Source organism: Catenulispora sp. GAS73 (assembly GCF_041262085.1).
Classification (GTDB): Bacteria; Actinomycetota; Actinomycetes; order Streptomycetales; family Catenulisporaceae; genus Catenulispora.
Window position 1 is genome coordinate 1 of the sequence record NZ_JBGCCM010000007.1, and the last position, 18,650, is coordinate 18,650.

An 18,650-nucleotide genomic window follows, 5' to 3' on the forward strand; every position below is an offset into this window, starting at 1 on the left:
GATGCGGCTGGACACCACCGGACCGGGCTGGTTCCGTTTACGGCGACGACGCGGCGAGGGACCCAGAACCTCGGTGACCACAAGCAGCGACCGCCGCCGAACAACGCAACGCAGGCAACAGCGGATAGGAAGCCGACCAGTCCCGGACCGCCGCCAAACCGCCGGACGCGCGGGTCGCCCCCTCGCTGTAGAGCGCCCGCCGGAGGCCTCAAGGCGCCCACCACACACGACGATTGCCGCCTACGACATGCGCAGTGACTCGGACCGACGCGCGATCGTGCACACGCAAACCGCCAGCCGCCAACGCGCGCCGCAAATACCTGAGCCACCGCGCGGTCGTGTCCACGAACACCGGCGGCCGCCAGCGCGAAATGAGTCGCTCGACCGAACTGCGTCCCCCTGCGAGGTCATCGAACCATGTTCGAAGCCGTCAAAAAACGCCTGTAAATCCACAGACAAACCGCAGGCCGCCAGACACCAGCGCACCGCCTCAGCAAGCGCGCTGGTCCCGGCATCCCTGCCGCGAGTCAAGCCAAAGCTCGGCCCGAATCAAACCCCTGACTCAGCCCCAGCCCCTGCCTCAACCCCAACCACCCCCAACCGCCCCACGATCGCCTCCACCGCACCAATAATCGCAGGCCGCAGCTCCGCCGCCTTGATCACCGCGTCCACCGAGCCGACCTCGACGGCGCGGCGTATGTCGTGCACGCGGTCGAATTCCGCGGCCACCTCGCTCAGCTTCTCCGCGCGCACCTGGGTGCGCAGCTCGTCGAGTTCGGCGGTCATCGCGGCGCGGTCGGTGCCGGCGGCGGCTGCGGTACGGGTTTCGAGGCCGCGGATGCGGGGGTCGGCGGCGGTGCGGGCGTCGACGTCGGCGGAGAACACCACCGCGGCTGCCGGGGCGCCGCCGAGGACCGAGGCGTAGGAGCCCTCCAGAGCCAGCACCGTCATGTTCGGGTTCAGGGCCTTGGAGAACACGACGAATGCGCCGCCGTGGTAGCGCGAGATCACACAGAACACGATCGGGCCCTGGAAGTTCACGATCGCGCGGCCGATCTCGGCGCCGTACTCCAACTGGAGTTTGCGAAGCGACTCCGGGGAGCCGTCAAAGCCCGACAGGTTGGCCAGCACCACCAAGGGGCGGTTGCCGCTGGCGGCGTTGATGGCGCGCGCGGCCTTCTTCGAGGATCGCGGGAACAGGGTGCCGGCGGTGTAGGAGTCGGGGCCGTCAGCCGGAGGGAAGCCGCGGCGCGGCACCGGCTTGGACTCGATACCCAGCAAGCACACCGGACGGCCGCCGAGGCGCGCGTCCTGAACCACAGCTGTCTCGGCGTCGGCCATGCCGGCCCAGCGTTCCAAAACCGGGTGGTCCTGGTCGGACAACGCCCGCATCACTGTCCTGATGTCGAAGGCCTTCTTGCGCTCTGGGTTCGCGGTAGCCGAGAAGATATCGCCGACCGTCTTGAAGTCGCTGCCCTCGATCGCGTGCGGGAAGCCGGAGACGTCGCGGTCGTTCGGGTCGTCGGTGGTGGCGCGGCGCGGAGCAGTCTCGCCGGGGGCGATGTACGTGTGGTCGTAGTGCGCCATCAGCACATCGCGCGCCGCCGCGAGGTCGGGGGCCCAGTACTGCGCCTGGCCGTTGGGCCCCATCACCCGGTCGTAGCCGCCGATACCGAAGTTGTCCTCGGCTGAAACCCCGCCGGAGAAGTCCAGCGCCTGCTTGCCAGTCAGCACCATCGCCGAGTCCGGAGTCATCACCAGGACCCCGCGCGTGTGCATCAGCATCGTGGCCTCGGCGTTCCAGTACGGCTGCGCCCCGACGTTGACGCCCGCCGAGACGATGTTGATCTCGCCGCCGGCTTGGGTAAACTCCACGATCCGTTTCAAGGCCGCGGCGACCCAGTCCATGTTCTCAGTGCCCGACTCCATGGAGATACGCGCGCCAGCCGACAGCGCGTACCACTCCAGCGGCACCCCCATGCGCTCAGCCAGGTCCAGGGCAGCGATCACCCGGCGGCACTCCGGTTCGGAGAGCGCACCGAGGGATTTCGTGGGGTCGCCGAGCAGCAGGACCCGAGTAACACCCTCGGGATAGCGCTCGGTCGCGGTGCTGATGACGCCCGCCACGATCGCCGCCCGGTTACCACCCTTCGGACGCGACACCGGCACCAACACGTGCTCGTCGTCGAGGTCGTACTCGGTGAAGTCGCCGAGCAGGGTGGTCAGCTCGTAGGGGTAGACCGTGTTGCGGGCAGCCGCGCGCAGGACCTTCTGGCGATAGCCGTCAATCGGCTCGATGAGCTCGTCAGACGGAGCCTCGACGGTCAGCTCATGGCCGCCGGCCGGGTCGAAGGAGACGCGCATCGCCACCTTCGTCAACGCACCCGTGAGTGGATCGCCGGTGCGGCCGATGAACAGGATCTCCTCCAGCCCGGCCCCGTCGGTCGTAGGAAGCACCCGGCCGGCGATAGCCTCCAGCTCCGAGCGGGAGAAGACGATCGGCGGCCAGACGTAGACCACGATCCGGTTCGTGTTCGCGCGAAGCTTCGACGAACGCCGCGCACGAGCGTTCCGGATCGAGTCCAGGCAAGCAGCGACGGCGTTCTCGGCCGTCGGGAGCGCGACCAGGCGGCCGTCATCGTCGCGTAGCCCGGTCAGATCGCGGATCTGGGTGAAGGCGATGAGCCGGTCATCGGCGGCGTTCTCACGGGCCACACACTGGAACAGCTGAACGTCCTCATCGGAGGACGGCAACCGGGTCAGGTCGAACTTGCTCAGCCGCTCGATCTGCATGCGCTGCGCAATATATGGGTGCAGGCCGCGAATCAGCCGGTCCTCGCGCAGCCCCTCAGCCGACGGACGGAACGTCACGTGGTGGTGCGTCACCGAGCCGCGGTGCCCGGCGACGGTCGTGGTGAGACGCCGGATCCCGGGCGGCATCGGCAGCTCGGTAATGGCGTCGTACAGCGCGGCGACCATCGTGCCGTCGTCAGTGGGCTGCTTCTCCCACGACAGATATACATCGGCGTCGACCGGCGGTTCCTCATCACCGGCCACCTGCGCCAGGCCCTCCAGCGCGCGCCCGAGGTCTTCGAACCGAACAGCGACCGACACCATCCGTGCGTCGACGCGGTCGGCGACCACGAACCGGCAGCCAACAGCATCAGTGGTGCGAATGCCGGTCAGGCCAGTGTTCCCGTAGTACCGCCGGGTCAGCACCTCCAGCATCACCGTGTTGTCCAGACCAGCCCGAACCAGACGCTGCCCGAGCAGCCGGACCAGCGGCTCGGTGCTGCCGACCATCTCAGCGATCCGGTCGGCACGGTCCGCAGCCTGCGGATTCTGGTCCAGGTATCGCAGGTGCCTGCGAACCCGGTCGTAAACAAGAGCCCGGCGCCGACGCAGGAACGGCTGCCCGAGCCAGGCGAACACCACGCCGCGCGCCAAGTCGCTGACCACCGGGAAGCGAACCTGCGTGGCGGCCACCAGGTGCTCCAGCGCGAGCCCGACCCGCCGGCGCAGCGCCTCCGGCGGCGGCGCCTCCCGTAGCCACGTGCGCAGCAGGGTCGCGACAGCAGCAGCGTCGGAGGCGGCACGCTGCTGAGCCAGGAAGATGCGGAACACCGCGGCCTGCAGGTCCGGGCCCGGCTCCAGATCCGGCACGCCGTAGTGCGCCAGCGCCTTGGAGAGCTTGGCCTGGAACGCCGCCGGAAGCCCGGCGCGCTCGACATCAAGGCTCTGCAAATACGTGTGGAAGTACTCGCGGGCGCTGTGGACGTGGCCCTGGTTGTGGCCACCGAACTCCTCCCCCGCCGGGCGGTTGCGGCTGAGTTCGGCCAGGTCGGCGAAGACCTCGATGAGCGCGACCTCGGCGGCCAGCGGGCGGTCGCCGGCTTCGGCGGAGGCTTCCCGCGCGGCGAGGTAGTCGTCCAGGACGCGGCGCTCGTCGTGCGGGTCGACGTCGTAACCGAGCAGCAGGCCGCGCAGGTCCTCCTGGCCGCGGACCAGGCGCCGGGCAGTGGGGACGGCGTCGGGTTCGGCGGGCAGGTCCAAAGCGGCCAGCGCGGCGGATCCGGCACCATCGGAGGCAACAACGGAGGCGGCGACAGCAGCAGAATCAGAGTCCTCATCAGGCGCGGGCTCCAAACGCAGCAAGGCCTCACCGGCCTGCACCTGACTACCCACGGCCGCCGCGAGCTCCGCTAGGCGCGCCCGGAACGGCGCACGCAGCACCGTCTCCATCTTCATGCTCTCCAGCACAAGCACCGGCGCCCCAGCCGCGACCAGCTCCCCGACCCCCACCGGCGAAGCCACCACCAGCGCCGGGGCCGGGGAGCGGACCACGCCGCCCTCGTCGCGGCTCACGCGGTGCGCGACGCCGTCCACCTCGACCAGGTGGACCGGACCGTGGGAGGAGGAGAACAAGCGGTGCCGCCGGCCGTTGACGGTGATCCGGCCGAGGTGCTGGTCGAAGCGCTCGATCTCGACGTCGGCGGTCTGGACGGCACCGCCATCAGCCCCCGACTCGATCACAACCCGAAACCGCTGCGCATCGATCCGCGCAACCCGCACCCGATACCCCACCCCGCGCAGCTTCAGCTCCAGCGGACGCCCGCTGTCGTGGCGCACCTGCGGACGGCCGCCGGCGGCGGTGTCCAGCAGCCGGCGCCGCTCCAGCGCCTCGGCCTCGCCGTACGCCTCGATCGCGGCGGCCGCGAGCGCGACGCCGCTGTGCCGGTGCCGGACCAGGCCGCCGGCGGCGCGGACCCGGTCGATCCAGCCGGTGTCGGCGCTGCCGTCGACCACTTCGGGCCGGTCCAGCAGCTCCAGTACGAAGCTCTTGTTGGTGGCGCCGCCCTCGATCACGACCGTGGTCTCGGCCAGCGCCTGGCGCAGTCGGCCCAGGGCCTGTTCGCGGTCCCGGCCGTAGGCGATGATCTTCGCGATCATCGAGTCGAAGTCGGCGGGGATGACGTCGCCGACGCCGACCCCGGTGTCGACCCGGATGCCCGGTCCGGCCGGCAGGTCCAGCCGGAGGATCCGGCCCGGCGCGGGGGCGAAGTCGCGGTCCGGGTCCTCGGCGTTGAGCCGGGCCTCGACGGCGTGCCCGCGCTCGGTCGGCGCCGGGCCGTCCAAAGTGCCGCCGGAGGCCACGTGCAGCTGGGCCCAGACCAGGTCGAATCCGGTGGTGCACTCGGTGATCGGGTGCTCGACCTGGAGCCGGGTGTTCACCTCCAGGAACGCGAACGAGCGGCTCCCGAGGTGGTACAGGAACTCGACGGTCGCCGCGCCGCGGTAGCCGACGGCCAGCGCCAGCCGCTCGGCCGAGGCCTTCAAGTCAGCGGCCTGCTCCGGCGCCAGGACCGGCGAGGCCGACTCCTCGATGATCTTCTGGTTGCGGCGCTGGACCGAGCAGTCGCGGACCCCGAGGGCCCACGCCGTGCCCTGGCCGTCAGCGATCACCTGCACCTCGACGTGCCGGGCCCCGGTCACGAGTTGCTCCAGGAACACCACCCCGGAACCGAAGGCACGCGCCGCCTCAGCGCTGGTGCGCTCATAAGCGTCGACGAGTTCTGACTCGTCGGTGATCACGCGGATGCCGCGTCCGCCGCCGCCGGCGGTGGCCTTCAGCATCAGCGGATACCCGATCCGGGCGGCCGCCTCGATCGCGGCCGGCAGCGTTTCCACCGCGCCGCGGCTCCACGGCGCCACCGGCACGCCGACCTCCTCGGCCAGCAGCTTCGCGCCGATCTTGTCGCCGAGCTGCCGCATCGCCTCGGCGGACGGCCCGATGAACGTGACGCCGATCCGTTCGCAGAGCTCTGCGAACGCCGGATCCTCGGCGACGAAGCCCCAGCCCACCCACGCCGCGTCCGCGCCGGACGCCACCAGCGCGCGCTCCAGTACCTCAAGGTTCAGATACGGCCGGGCGGCGGCCGGGCCGAGGTCGTGGGCGATATCGGCCTCGCGCACGAACGTGGCTGCCCGGTCGACGTCGGTGTACAGGGCCACGGTCTCGATCCGCTCCCCGGTCTGGGCGGCCAGTCCCCGCACGGCTCGGATGAGCCGCATCGCGGGCTCCCCGCGGTTGACGATGGCGACACGCTTGAACACGTTACGGACCTTCCTCGGGGTGGATCAGGAAACGAGTTCGGGCAGGCACGCGCGGAGCTGGGTGCGGCGGCAGATGCCGAGTTTCCGGTAGGAGCTGGTGAGGTGCTGTTCGACGGTGCTGACCGTGATGAACAGCTTCCGGGCGATCTGCTCGTTCGTGGAGCCGCGGGCGGCCAGTTCGGCGACCCGCCACTCCGCCGAGCTGAGCCGGCGGGCCGGAGACGCCGGGGAGCCCTGAGGGATTGCAGAGACCGTGGATCCCGTGCCCGTGGACGCCGCCGACACACTCAGCGATCGCGCGGCCGGGCCTTCGTCGACCATCAGCTGCGGCGGTTCGGGCAGCGGCACCGCGAGGCAGCGTTCTGCCAGCGTCTTCGCCTTCTGGGCGTGCGCACGCGCCTGGGCGATCTCGCCCACCGACTCGTGCGCCCGGCTCAGATCGGCGAGCGTGTAGGCCAGGTTCAACGCGTCGCCGCAGCTGTCGAGCGAGGTCGCCGCCTTCTGCAACACCTGCGAACGCTCCTGCGGACGCAGGGTGGCGGCCAGGGCCCGATAGGCCAGGCCGCGGGCGCGCGGGTGGTCTGCGGGCAGCAGCGACAGCTGTTCGGTCAGCAGCTCCTCCGCCTGCTCGGACAGGCCTTTGTGCAGATAGGCGCGGGCCGCGTGGACCCGCCACGGCACCGCGGACGGACAGTCGACGCCCCAGACCTTCAGCAGGTGTCCGGCGGCCAGCAAGTCCTGGACGGCGGCGTCGTGGCGGCCGCGCGCCAGGTGGAACTGGCCTCGGGCGTCGAGGTAGGCGGCGCCGCCCAGGGTTCCGAAGGCTGCGCTGGGCACGGGGAAGGCGAGGTGGCTCTCGGCCTCCGCCAGGTCGCCCATCGCCGTGCAGGTGAGTACGAGCAGCGAGAGCGGGATGACGATGGCCGCTCCCCAGCCCTCGCGCGGCATCAGCGTGAACGCGGCGTGCGCGTTGGCCTTGGCGTTCGCGAGGTCGCCGAGGCGGTAGTGGATCTCGGCGCGCGCCGCGGTGAACATGGCGTACCAGACGATCCCGTGGGCCTCCCCCATGGAGGCACGCAGGGCGTCGCACCAGACCGCGGCCTCGTCGAGGCGGTCGGAGTAGACCAGGACCATGAGTGAGGCCAGCGCCGCGGCCGGGCCCGCGATGCCGGCCAGGGCCTGGCGCAGCACGAGTTCGGCGGCCGGGACGGTCTCCTCGTGGCCGGCGCCGCGCAGGAGCGCGCCGAGTGCGGCGGCGGCGCGGCTGTCGGGGGTGCCGGGGCCTGCTGTCGAGGAGTCCGCGGCCGCAGCTCCAGGGGCGGCCGCAATGCCGGGGTAGGTGAGCGGGAGCCAGGTGCGCAGCAGTTCGGCGTAGCGGACGGCGTCCCGGTCGGCCTGGCTCTGGTCGGCCCGGCTCTGGTCGGCCTGGGCGTGGGCGTCGTCCCGCAGCCGCACGATCACCCGGGTCGCCTGCTCCACCTGTCCGTTCCACAGCAGGCTGCGAACGACGGGGACCGACTGCGCGGCGGAGAGCTCGCCCTGCTCGGCGGCGGCGAGCAGATCGGGCAGGTAGCTCTTCACCGCCGCGGGGTTGTGTCGCCACATGACCTCGGCGAGCTTGGCGGCGGTGGCGATCCGGCCCGGCCCGCCGGCGGACTCCCGGTGGGCCCGTTCCAGGTAGCCGATGGCCGCCTCGGGTGTTCCGTCGGCGAGGGTCTGCTCGGCCGCTTCGCACAGCACTTGGCGGGCCCACGGAATCGCCTCGTCGATCCGCATCAGGTGTTCGGCCGTCACCATGGCCGGTGCGCCTTCCTGGTGCAGCAGGCGGGCGGCGCGCGAGCGCATGGGGTGCCGGTCGTGCTGCGGGATGCTGCGCAGCACCGCCTCCCGGACGCTGGGCTGCCGGAGCAGGTCGTAGTCCAGCAGCGCCCCGACGGCCGGGGACGCGGCGACGTGCCCGACGGCCTCGGGGTCCAGGCCGCACAGCCGCGCGACGACGGTCGGCGACCGGAACTCCCCCAGCGTGGCGGTGGCCTGCGCGATCTCCAGGACGACCGGCTCGGCCCGGTACAGGCAGCTGAGCACCGCGCGGCCGAAGGCCGGGCCGGCCATCGTCCGCCGTGCGGCGGACCCGCTGGGCGAGGCGGGAGAGGAGGTGGCCGAGGCGGCGATCGCGCTGGCGCGGTCCTCGGCCAGCGCGTGCACCAGCAGCGGCAGACCGCCGCTGAGCGCGCGGGCCTCGGTGGCGATCCGGCCCGCCGTCTGGAGGTCGAAGTAGTCCTCCAGCACCATCGCGACTCCCGTTTCCGAGAGCGGCTCGACGTCCAGCTGGGTGCAGTTCGGCATCCGGAGGAGTTCGGCCTGGATGACCCGCTGGACGCTGTCCCGACCCATGTCGGGGCAGTAGGTGACGACGAAGGAGACCGGCGCGCTGTCCAGCCGGCGCATGAGCGTGAGCAGGCACTGCAGCGACTCGGTGTCCATGAAGTGCGCGTCGTCGATCAGGATGATCACCGGCGGGCGGACAGCGAGGCGCTGGAGCGCGCCGTGCAACAGGCCGAGCGCCGGCGGGGCGGCATCGCGGTGCGCGCCGGCCCCGCCGACGCTCTCCACCAACGCGCGGACTTCGAGTTCCGGGCCGTCGGAATGAATCTGACACGCCCTCAGCAGCTGGTCGACGATCCCCAGCGGCTGATAGCGCTCCAGGCTCGACGCGGTGGCGGCCAGGACGGTCGCGCCGGCGCCGGCGGCCTCGCGGGCGAAGGACTCCAGCAGCGCGGTCTTCCCGCTGGCGAGCGGGCCGGCCAGGGCGACCAGCCGGCTGCGTCCTTCCAGGCACTCGTTGTGGATCCGGGCCAGGGTTTTCTCGACGACGTCTCGTTCGACCAGCTTATCCATCACGTCTCACCAGTTCGCAGCACAGGGACAAGGGTTGGCTCAGCACCCGACGAATGCACGCGATCACGGGGATGTCAGGAAGGGTCCAGAGCGCCGGTGGCGGCCGCCCGGTCGGGGATCCCCAGCGCCGTGGCGTCGCGCTTGTGGATCGCGGTGATGAGCGGCCCGGTCATGGCGGTGGTGATCAGGGCCATGAGGACCAGGATGGTGAACAGCCGGCCGTCGATGATGCCGGCGCGCAGCCCCACGTTGAGGGCGATGAGCTCGGTCAGCCCCCTGGTGTTCACCAGGGCGCCGATCATGGTGGAGCGCCGGTTGTCCATGCCCGCGAGCCGGGCCGTGGCGTAGCCGGCGGCGAACTTCCCGCCGATCGAGCACACCAGGATCGCCGCGAGCAGGGCCAGGTCCTCGCCCTTGAGCGCGCCGATGTTGGTCGTCAGCCCGGTGACCACGAAGAACAACGGCAGCAGCAGCCCTCCGGTCTGTTCCGTCGAGCGCAGCACTTCGGCGTCCGCCGCGCCTTCCGGCTTGGGCATGGCGAGCCCGGCGACGAAGGCGCCGAAGATCGGGTGCAGGCCCAGGTCCGCGGTGGCCCAGGCACCGGCCGTCGCGAGCAGCAGGGCGATCGGAACCTGGCTGACCAGCACCGAGCCGGGGCGCCGGTTCCACCACTGGAGCGCGGGACGGACCACCAGGAACATCACCGCGACGAAGAGCACGAGCAGCAGCGCCATCTCGGACCAGGGCCGGCTCCCGGCCCCCTTGGTGCCGATGAGGGCGACGGCCAGGACGAGCCAGGCCAGGACATCCATCAGCCCGGCGGCGGAGGTGGCGACGTCGCCGACGACGGAGCCGGCCAGTCCGCGTTCCCTGACGATCGCGGCGAGGACGGGCAGCGCCGTGATCGACGTCGCTACTCCCATGTAGAGCAGGAAGGAGCGGCCTACCGTGTGGTGGCCGTCGAAGGCGCCGACGTGCTCGACGCCCAGGGCCACGGCCGCGCCGAGCGCCAGCGGGACGACCATCGCGCCGATCGCGATCAGCAGCACCGGCTTGCGGTTGTTCCGGATCGACCGCGGCTCGATCTCGTAACCCACGCCGAACATGAAGACCACGACGGCGATCTGGGCGACGACGGACAGGAAGGGCACTGCGTCGGTCGTGAAGAGGCGATGCGACAGGTGGCCCGGGAACCTGCCGAGCAGGCTCGGCCCGAGGGCGATGCCGGCGACGATCTGACCGACCACCGTCGGCTGCCCGACACGGCGCGCCAGGGCGCCGAAGACATAGGAGGCGCCTAGGACGAGGGCGATATCGCCTATGACGTCTGCTGTGACTACATCCATGTTCATTTGCCACCCCAAGTGTTTGAGAGTTCAGCGCGCGGGACGATCGGCGCCGGTACGCGTCCGAAGGCGGGGAGCGGGCGGTGCACCGGATCGGCGGCAGACGTTTTGGCCGACGGCGGCGGGGGTCCGAACGGCGGCGGGCGTGGCCGACCCGCAACCCGTGCCCGACCTCGCGGTCGGCTCGGAAGACCCCCGGCACATCGCAGCCCGACTGCTTCGGATCGGCTCCGACCTGCTCTGGGAAGCGCACTTACAGCTCAGGCGAGACACCCCCCGATGCCCGGCGGCGGTCGTGCCGCCGACTTGAGGAAAGCTACCCGCTAGTCGATGTTGAGAGGATTAGCTACCAGCTATCTCGTATCGAGGCCTACAGTTCCGGAACTTGAGGAGGTTTGTCAACCGTCCGTGGCCGTCCTATCCTGTGAAAATTAGCTGACCGCGAATCCGGGATAGCTGGAGGTGAACGTATGCCCAGTACAGAGGACCCCGTGTCCGAGACCGAGGACCGCACCGACGCCGGGGACGGGCCGTCCTCCGCAGAAGAACGATCAACGTTTGCCGTCCGTCTGGACAGCCTGTTCCGGACGGTCCGTCCGCAGGGCCGGCAGTGGACCAACGCGGAGGTCGCCGAAGAGCTCAAGGTGCGGGTGCCGACCCTGAAAGTTGGCGCGGTGTACCTGTCCCAGTTGCGTACCGGCAAGCGGAGCAACCCTTCGCACGAGTTACTGTCGGCGCTCGCGGGGTTCTTCGGCGTGTCCGTCGCCTACTTCTTCGACGAGAAGCTGGCGGACTCGGTGCAGGCCGAACTCGCCGCGGTGGAGGCCATGAAGCACGCGGGTGTCCGCAGCGTGGCCATGCGTGCTGCCGGGATGAGGGAGGACACCCTGCAAGCCATCACCGCGATCATGGACCAGTACCGCCAGATGCAGGGCCTGCCGCCCATCGGCGACGGCGACAAGAAATGAAGCCCCCGGCGGGGCCCGAGGCGGCCGAAGGCGATCGCCGCAAACAACTGCGCCGGCTGCGGGGGCGCTGCGAGCGCCGGATCCGCGACCTGGACCTGCCGACCCCGTGCGACGTGGCCACCTTGTGCCACACGCTTGAGGACCAGCGGAACCGCCCGATCGCGCTGGTCCCGCTGGCGATACCGGCCGCGTACCCGTGCGGGCTGTGGGTCGCCGGCGTCGTGGAGGACCTGATCTTCTACGACACCAACACCACCAGCGCCCACCAGGACCACATCATCCTGCACGAGCTCGGCCACATCATCTGCGGCCACCACGGGCTGGGTCTGCCCGACGACACCAGCTCCCGGCTGCTCTTCCCCAACCTCGATCCGGCGATCGTGCGCGACATGCTCATGCGCACCACGTACGATGACGTCCAGGAGCAGGAAGCCGAGGTCGTCGCGCACCTGCTCGCCGAGCGCGTCGACACCTCGCTGCGGCCCGCCGGCCCGGAGTCCGGGACCGAGGAGAGCGTCATCGGACGCATCGAGCGCACCCTGCTGTAGGGCCTCTCCCGAAGCCCTACAGCACGATCTGATGCACGTTCTGGCGGCTCCCCCGACCCCGCGTCAGCCGCCGAGTCCGGAGAGCTCCTCGGTCAGCACATCCACCGCGTATCGGACTTCCTCGCTGTGGTGCTCGCTGGTCATGAAGAACCGCAAACGGGACAACTTCTCCTCCACCGCGGGGTGCAGGATCGGGTCGACGACGATGCCGCGCTCGAACAATCTGCTCGCGAGCCTCAACGTTTTTGCGGAATCTCCGATGATGCACGGCACGACCGGAGTGGCCCGGCTGGACCCGATGTTCACGTTCCCTTCCTCGGCCAGACGCCGGAACAAGTCAGCGTTCTCATGCAGGGCCGTCAGACGTTCCGGTTCGCTCCGGATGAGTTGGACGGCGGCGAGCGCCGCGGCGGCGTTGGCCGGCGTGAGACCGGCGCTGTAGACGAACCCCGGCAGCGTGTATTTCAGCCAGTTGACCGTTCTCGCCGATCCGGCCAGGTAGCCGCCGCAGCTGGCCAGCGACTTGGACAGGGTGCCCATCCACAGATCGACGTCGGAGCGGTCGACGTCGAAGAAGTCTCCGACACCGCCTCCGCGCCGCCCCAGAACTCCGACGCTGTGCGCTTCGTCGACGAAGAGCAGAGCGCCGTACCGCTTCTTCAGCGCGATCAGGCCGGGGAGGTCGGCGATGTCGCCGTCCATGCTGTACGCGCCCTCGACCGCCATCAGGACCCTGCGGAAGTGCGATCTGGTCCGCCGCAGGATGTCGTCCAGTTGCTCGACGTCGTTGTGCGCGAACGGACGGCGTGTGGCGCCGGACAGGCGGCATCCCTGCAGGATGCTGTCGTGGGCCAGCGCGTCGTGCACGATCAGGTCCTGCGGTCCGACGACGTGCCCGATGGCGGTGACGTTCGTGGCGTGCCCGCTCACCAGCGTGACGCAGTCCTCGGTGCCCAGCAGCCGGGACAGCTCCTGCTCCAGCTGCCGGGTCAGCGGCCGTTCGCCGGCCAGCACCCGGCTCGCCGAGACCGAGGATCCGTAGCGCTCCACCGCGGAGCGGACCGCTTCGGTCACGACCGGATGGCCGGACAGCCCGAGGTAGTTGTAGCTGCTGAACGATATGTACTGCTTGTGGTCGATGGTCGTGGTGTTGCGGATGTTGCCTTCGTGGATGCGGAAGTAGGGGTTGGGAAGGCCCAGGCTCCGGATCTCGCGGACTCGCGCCTCGAACTGGTTCAGCTCGGCGAAGCCCTCGATGCCGGCGCTGTCCGGCTCCCAGGTGATCCGCGGCGCGGGTTCCTCGGCGACCGGGCGAATCAGGGTACTGCTCATCCCGACCACGGCCGGATCGGCCTCGATCAGGGCGGCGATCTCCGCGATGGTGACCTTCCCGACCAGCTCGTCCAGCATCTTCCGCAGACCGGGGACGCGCTTCTTGATGCTGACGTCCAGTTCGCGGATCATCAGGGAGTCGAATCCGAGGTCTTCGACCAGCCCCATGTGGTCCTGGAGGTCGGAGACGGAGAACGCGCTGATCCGCGCGACCTCTTCGAGGACGAGCCCGGGGATGTCCACGCCGGCGGGCGCCGCCTCGGGCCGTGCGTCGGGCCCTGCTCCGGACGGTACTGCGGATGCTGATTCGCGCCCTGCTTCGGGAACACTCGGAAGAGTCGCTGTCGGAAAGGGCTCGATCTCGTCGATGCTCTGCTTGCTCTCGTCGACGATCCAGTAGTGCTTCGGGGCCAGCGGGCTGGGCGGCAGAGTGCACAGCTGCGGGGCCACGTCGGCGTCACCGCGCGGGACGTCCAGATCCGTCGGCACACTACCGAAGAACACCCCCTGCTCCGGCCTGCTTGTCGCCTCGGTTCCGACGAGCGCCGCAGCCAGGGTCAGCTTCCTGCTCGCATCCTGCGCGTCGATGGCGACAACCGCCATCTGCTCGCCCAGAGGCGACCGCCGGGCCAGGGTCTCGGCCACCGCCGAGAGCGGCAGGCAGTCCTCTGCGACGGCCTTAGCCACTCCCGCGGCGTATGTGGCCAGACCCGCGCGGTCCCGGGCGCTGAACACCAGCACTTCCGGTCGCGGAGCCAGCTGGGGATCCGGTTGGGGATCCGCCGCCGACATGTCCTGCTCGATGACGACGTGGACGTTCGTCCCGCCGAACCCGAACGCGCTCACCCCGGCCCGCAGCGGTCCCTCCGGCTCGACCCACTCCGTGAGCTTTTCGGGGACCGTCAGTCCGGCGGCCTCCAGGCCCAGGTTCTCGTCTGGCCGGACGTCGGGCTGGGGCACGATCTGCTTCTTGTGCACGCTCAACACCGACTTGATCAGCCCGGCGATGCCCGCCGCGCCGAGCGCGTGCCCGACCACCGACTTCACGGCGCCGAAGTGAGCCACGCGCGAGGTGTCCTGCCGGAGCTCTCGCAGGGCACTGATCTCGACCCGGTCTCCGACGGAGGTCCCGGTTCCGTGGGCCTCCAGGTACCCGACGGACTCCATGGAGACCGCGGCGTCCTGGTACGCGCGCCGTAAAGCCAGCATCTGCCCCTCGGCCTGAGGAGTCATACCGCCCTCGACCAGGCCGTCGTTCGACAGTCCGACGCCGCGGATAACGGCATAGATCCGGTCGCCGGCCGCCTTGGCGTCCGCCAGCGGCCTGAGCACGAGGATGCCGGCCCCCTCGCCGAGCACGAAGCCGTCGGCCCTGGTGTCGAACGGCCGACACGTTCCCGACGGGGACAGCGCACCGATCCGGCACAGCCCGATGAGCAGGTCGGGAACCAGGATGAGCTGCGCGGCCCCGGCCAGCGCGATCTTGCATCGGCCGGTGCGCAGGGCGAAGACCGCGTTGGCGATCGCCGCGAGCCCGCCGGAACACGCCGACTCGATGGCGTAGCTTTCGCCGTGCAGGCCCAGGGTCGAGCTGATCGAGCTCGGACCCATGTTCATCAGCAGCCCGGACAGGGCCGTGCCGTGGAGTCCTTCGACCGCCGCGCCCGCGGCCGTCCAGCCCGGGTCCGACGAAGCCGTCCCGAACTCGCCGCGGGCGATCTGCCGCAGCCGGAGGTTGATCGTGCTGAGCTCCCGGTAGCCGCTCTCGCCGAGCCCCACGATCACGGAGGTGTTCTCGCGGTCGAAGCCCGAGGCCTCCCAGCCGGCGTCCTGGATCGCTTCTCGCGCCAGGTCCACCAGCAGGCGGTGCTGCGGGTCGAGGGCCCGGGCCCGGCGCGGCGGGATCTTGTAGTGCTTGGCGTCGAACATGCCGGCGTCGGCGACCGACGCCAGCCGGTCGACGTACGCGGTGTGCGTATCTCGTCGGTCGTCGCTGAAGAAGGAGTCGTGAACCCACCTCGCCCGCGGGATCGGGGCGAACTGCGGTTCCGGATCCTTGAGCAGGTTCCAGTATTCGTTGACGTTCTCAGCTCCCGGAAAACGACAGCTCATCCCCACGATGGCGATGTCGTCCCGGTTCGGCGCACGGTCCAGCGATAGCAAGGTCTTCCCCTCCCTGCGAAACCTGCTCGAAGGGCAGTGGCGTCTGCCCGGAGCAGTGGCGAATGTTCACTCTCAACAGACGTGCGGATCCGCGGGCCGGGGGGTTCGCCCCGGCCGCCGGTCAGCCGGCCGTCGGAAGGCCGACACGCTGCCGCCACCAGGCGGCAGTGGTCTGAATCTGGTCGTCGAGCGGAGTCGGTCCCTCCCCGAACCTCGCGCTGTAAGCGCTCGAATCCACTACGAACGGCCGGTCGAACTGGTAGCGCACCTCCCGCAGCTCGCGCAGCAGAGGTGAGGTCACCGACCCGACGCGCAGGACGGCGGCCGGCACCGGCCGCAGCGGCGGCACGGCCACGCCGGCCTGCGCGGCGAGCTTCCCGATCATCGCCCGGGCGGACAGGGCCGGCGCGGTCGGGACATGCCAGGGCCGCCCCCAGGCCTGCTCTTCCTGTGCCAGGCGGGCCAGCGTCCGCGCGACGTCCGGCAGGTAGGTCCAGCTGTGCGCGGCATCCGGATCACCCATGCCCCGGATCGTCTTTCCCTGGAACAGCTGCGGCATGACCCGGCCGGCCAGGTGACCGCCGTCGGTCACCCCCGGACCGAAGAAGTCCGAGGACCGCGCCTCGGTCATCCGGACCCGCCCTCTCTGGTGGGCTTCCCAGGCCTGGCTCCACACCGCCGCGCGGGTACGGCCCTTCGGGCCGTCCGCCGCGAGCGGAAGGTCCTCGGTGAAGGCCCCGTCGACCGGTCCGTAGCCGTAGAGATTGCCGAGGATCACCAGCACCGCGCCCGAAGCCTCGGCCGCGGCGAGCACCGACGAGGCCAGAACGGGCCACTCCTGCGGCCAGCGGTGGTACGGCGGGGACGCGCAGTTGATGACGGCCGAGGCCCCGGCGGCCACCGCGGTGAGCGCGGCGGTCTCGGTCGCGTCCAGCCGCACGTGCTCGATCCCCGGTCGGGGCGGCTGGTCCGAGCGGCTGACCACCCGGACCCGGTGACCGGCGGCGGCCAGGTGCTCAGCCGTGGCCGCCCCGGCCGGACCGTTGCCGACCACGAGGTGGAAACTCATATCTCAACTCTCACTGTTCTCCAGCGCGCGGCCCTGAGACATGCCGTTCCAGGACCCCCTTGCCGCATCGAAGCTGGGCAGTTTCGCGTAGGCGGAGGAGACTTTCGCCAGCCAGGACACCTCGTCGGCCAGAGTCGTGGCGTCCCGCTCCTCGAATCCGGGCCGGCGGCGCTCGGAGTCCGGCGCGTGTCCGTCGCGCTTGGCGCGGATCGCGTCCCTGATCCGGACCGCCTCGGCGAGGGCCTGGTCGTTGTTCGGGCCCGGTGCGGCGCCGTTCGCGGTCCCGGCGTCGGGCTGCTCGGCGACGTCGGCGACGTCGGCGACTTCGGCGACGTCCATGTACGGACGCAGAGCCCGCCATCCGTCTCTGATCTCGACCACCCGCCGGTGCAGCCGGTAGTGCAGGTTGGACACCCCGGAGTTGCGGGGCTCCAGAACGATTTCCGGCGACTCCTGGCACACCGCGTTCCACAGCGGATAAAGCGCCCGGTAGGACAGGATGTTCTCGATCCACTGCCCGAGGTCCGACAAGCGCGGTCCCCAGGACGGCATGGTCAGGCCGATCGAGACCACGATGATGCCCAGACCGCTGAACACCGCGGGCACGATCTTCAACCCGTTGACGTTGGCGCCCGCCGCCGCACCGATCATGTTGATGGTTCGCGTCACGCAATACATGAACAACAGAACCGAACCAACCGTGAGGAACCGCAAAGCACGGCGCAGCCAGATCTTGTCCGTCAACTTCGCGTACGACAGGCATGCCCGGAAGATCGTCACGCAGGGGATCGTCTGCGAGACGATGAACACGACAAGGTAAGCCAGCAGAAGAAGATCTTTGCTGCCGGTGGTCAATGCCGCCGCCGGCTTGTGCGGGGCACCTGAAACGAAGAACAGCAGAACCAGGAGTACATCGGTTCCCAACCCGAAGAACACCCAGTTCCGGATACCGCTCCTGATGGCGGGCAATGGTTCTGCCCATTGGAGCAGCAGGATCTCGGCACCGACGCAGTAGGCCACGGCGGCCAGGTGCATGACGAGAATCGCCGAGTTGCCCACGCCGAGCAGGTTCGGCGAGCCCGTCGCCACCGCCCCCATGGTGAAGGTGAGGCACTGCAGGAAGAGCGTGGCCATCAGGGTCCGGTAGACCGCGTCGCGCCACCCCCGGCGTGCGTGGCTTGCCTTGTAGACGAAGGCGGCGTACGAACACACCGCCGTGATCATGAATAGAGCCATCCTGGAACTGAACACAGCGCCCCCTAGTGACTTTCGCCCGATCGAGATGTTCAGTTGTTCAATTGTCAATCAATGCGGTCGCCCGCCGGCACACTCAGCCCGATGTGCTCGGCGGTCACCGCGATCGCGTAGTCGAAGAACGCGCCCTGGTCGCGGACACTGTCATGGGTCCGACTGAAGACCTCGAAGACCAGCAGGCCGATGAGGTTGCTCCACAGGACGATGCCGCGCTCCAGCAGGTCGGAGTAAGGCTCCGGCGGCAGGCCGCCGAACACCTCGATCGCCTCCTGCCGGATCAGCGGCGGCCCGGGGATCGGGCGGCGCGGCGGCTCCAGCGCGCCCTCCTCCAGGGCTGCGCGCACGATGCCGGCGAGCACCGCTGGCGTGCGGGCCGCGGGCGGCACCGTCTCCGGCGGCGCGTCGTAACCGGGCACCGGAGAGCCGTAGATCAGCGCGAACTCGGCGGGGTTCGTGATCGACCACTGACGCAGTCCCCGAGCCGCGGCCAGCAGCCGCCCTCCGGGACCCGCCTGGCGTTCGTGGGCATCGCGATCGGCTTCTTCCATCGCGGTACCGGACGCGTCGTAGGCATCGATGATCAGTGCGGTGAGCAGATCGTGAGGATGTGCGAAAGTGATCCGATCCGGCGCCACGTCGAGTTCTTCGGCCACGGCGACAATTGACAGACCGTTCGCGCCGAGTTTGGCGAGCAGCCGCCGGGCGGCTTCCTTAACCGATTCCTCAGGAACTGCTTGCGACTGACTGATGTGCTTTTCGGACGCGTTCACGATGAGTGAGTCTTCCAGCACCGACGGCACTGCGGCAAGGACTCCAAGCGAAAATCTCGTGACTTTGGGTTGTCATCGGCGTTCTGGTTCACGTCTGATGATGTGTCACGGAACCGAACCAACCAAGGCCGGTCCGCGAATCTACTAGGCCGCCATATACGCGATGGAACGGACTTCCGCCAGGTCGG

9 protein-coding genes are annotated in these 18,650 nt (G+C 69.9%); 2 read left to right on the top strand and 7 right to left on the bottom strand.

The window, feature by feature from the left end; translation table 11 throughout:
* Positions 1–549: 549 nt before the first annotated feature.
* The 3 genes from ABH935_RS12305 to ABH935_RS12315 all read right to left on the bottom strand — a co-directional run bounded on the left by ABH935_RS12305 (position 550) and on the right by ABH935_RS12315 (position 10,358).
* Positions 550–6,114: a carboxyl transferase domain-containing protein gene (locus tag ABH935_RS12305; RefSeq protein WP_370377978.1), complete on the bottom strand. Its 5,565-nt coding sequence runs from the start codon at positions 6,112–6,114 to the stop codon at positions 550–552.
* Between the two features lie 24 nt (positions 6,115–6,138).
* On the bottom strand, positions 6,139–9,012 hold the full coding sequence (locus ABH935_RS12310; RefSeq protein ID WP_370377979.1) for an AAA family ATPase: 2,874 nt from the start codon (positions 9,010–9,012) through the stop codon (positions 6,139–6,141).
* 74 nt (positions 9,013–9,086) lie between these two features.
* Complete coding sequence (locus ABH935_RS12315) at positions 9,087–10,358, bottom strand: cation:proton antiporter (RefSeq protein WP_370377980.1); 1,272 nt, start codon at positions 10,356–10,358, stop codon at positions 9,087–9,089.
* Positions 10,359–10,828: 470 nt separating this feature from the next.
* Between ABH935_RS12315 and ABH935_RS12320 the strand changes: the two genes are divergently transcribed.
* Complete coding sequence (locus ABH935_RS12320) at positions 10,829–11,326, top strand: helix-turn-helix domain-containing protein (RefSeq protein ID WP_370377981.1); 498 nt, start codon at positions 10,829–10,831, stop codon at positions 11,324–11,326.
* Entirely contained in the window at positions 11,323–11,874 is a 552-nt protein-coding gene (locus ABH935_RS12325) for a toxin (RefSeq protein ID WP_370377982.1), read from the top strand. The genes ABH935_RS12320 and ABH935_RS12325 overlap by 4 nt, the downstream gene beginning before the upstream one ends.
* A 63-nt stretch (positions 11,875–11,937) precedes the next feature.
* On the opposite strand, the gene ABH935_RS12330 is transcribed toward ABH935_RS12325, so the two are convergent.
* The 4 genes from ABH935_RS12330 to ABH935_RS12345 all read right to left on the bottom strand — a co-directional run bounded on the left by ABH935_RS12330 (position 11,938) and on the right by ABH935_RS12345 (position 18,492).
* On the bottom strand, positions 11,938–15,369 hold the full coding sequence (locus ABH935_RS12330; RefSeq protein ID WP_370377983.1) for an aminotransferase class I/II-fold pyridoxal phosphate-dependent enzyme: 3,432 nt from the start codon (positions 15,367–15,369) through the stop codon (positions 11,938–11,940).
* A gap of 121 nt (positions 15,370–15,490) precedes the next feature.
* Positions 15,491–16,438, bottom strand: a complete 948-nt coding sequence (locus ABH935_RS12335; RefSeq protein ID WP_370377984.1) for an NAD-dependent epimerase/dehydratase family protein — start codon at positions 16,436–16,438, stop codon at positions 15,491–15,493.
* A 3-nt stretch (positions 16,439–16,441) separates the two neighbouring features.
* Complete coding sequence (locus tag ABH935_RS12340) at positions 16,442–17,674, bottom strand: MAB_1171c family putative transporter (protein WP_370377985.1); 1,233 nt, start codon at positions 17,672–17,674, stop codon at positions 16,442–16,444.
* Positions 17,675–17,739: 65 nt separating this feature from the next.
* Positions 17,740–18,492 (bottom strand): TetR/AcrR family transcriptional regulator, encoded by a 753-nt coding sequence (locus tag ABH935_RS12345; protein WP_370377986.1) that lies wholly within the window; start codon positions 18,490–18,492, stop codon positions 17,740–17,742.
* Between the last annotated feature and the right edge of the window lie 158 nt (positions 18,493–18,650).

Coding starts and splice junctions, on each gene's coding strand:
- ABH935_RS12315 (WP_370377980.1), bottom strand. CDS start 10,358: ATGGATGTAGTCACAGCAGACGTCATAGGCGATATCGCCCTCGTCCTA.
- ABH935_RS12320 (WP_370377981.1), top strand. CDS start 10,829: ATGCCCAGTACAGAGGACCCCGTGTCCGAGACCGAGGACCGCACCGAC.
- ABH935_RS12335 (WP_370377984.1), bottom strand. CDS start 16,438: ATGAGTTTCCACCTCGTGGTCGGCAACGGTCCGGCCGGGGCGGCCACG.
- ABH935_RS12325 (WP_370377982.1), top strand. CDS start 11,323: ATGAAGCCCCCGGCGGGGCCCGAGGCGGCCGAAGGCGATCGCCGCAAA.
- ABH935_RS12340 (WP_370377985.1), bottom strand. CDS start 17,674: ATGGCTCTATTCATGATCACGGCGGTGTGTTCGTACGCCGCCTTCGTC.
- ABH935_RS12310 (WP_370377979.1), bottom strand. CDS start 9,012: ATGGATAAGCTGGTCGAACGAGACGTCGTCGAGAAAACCCTGGCCCGG.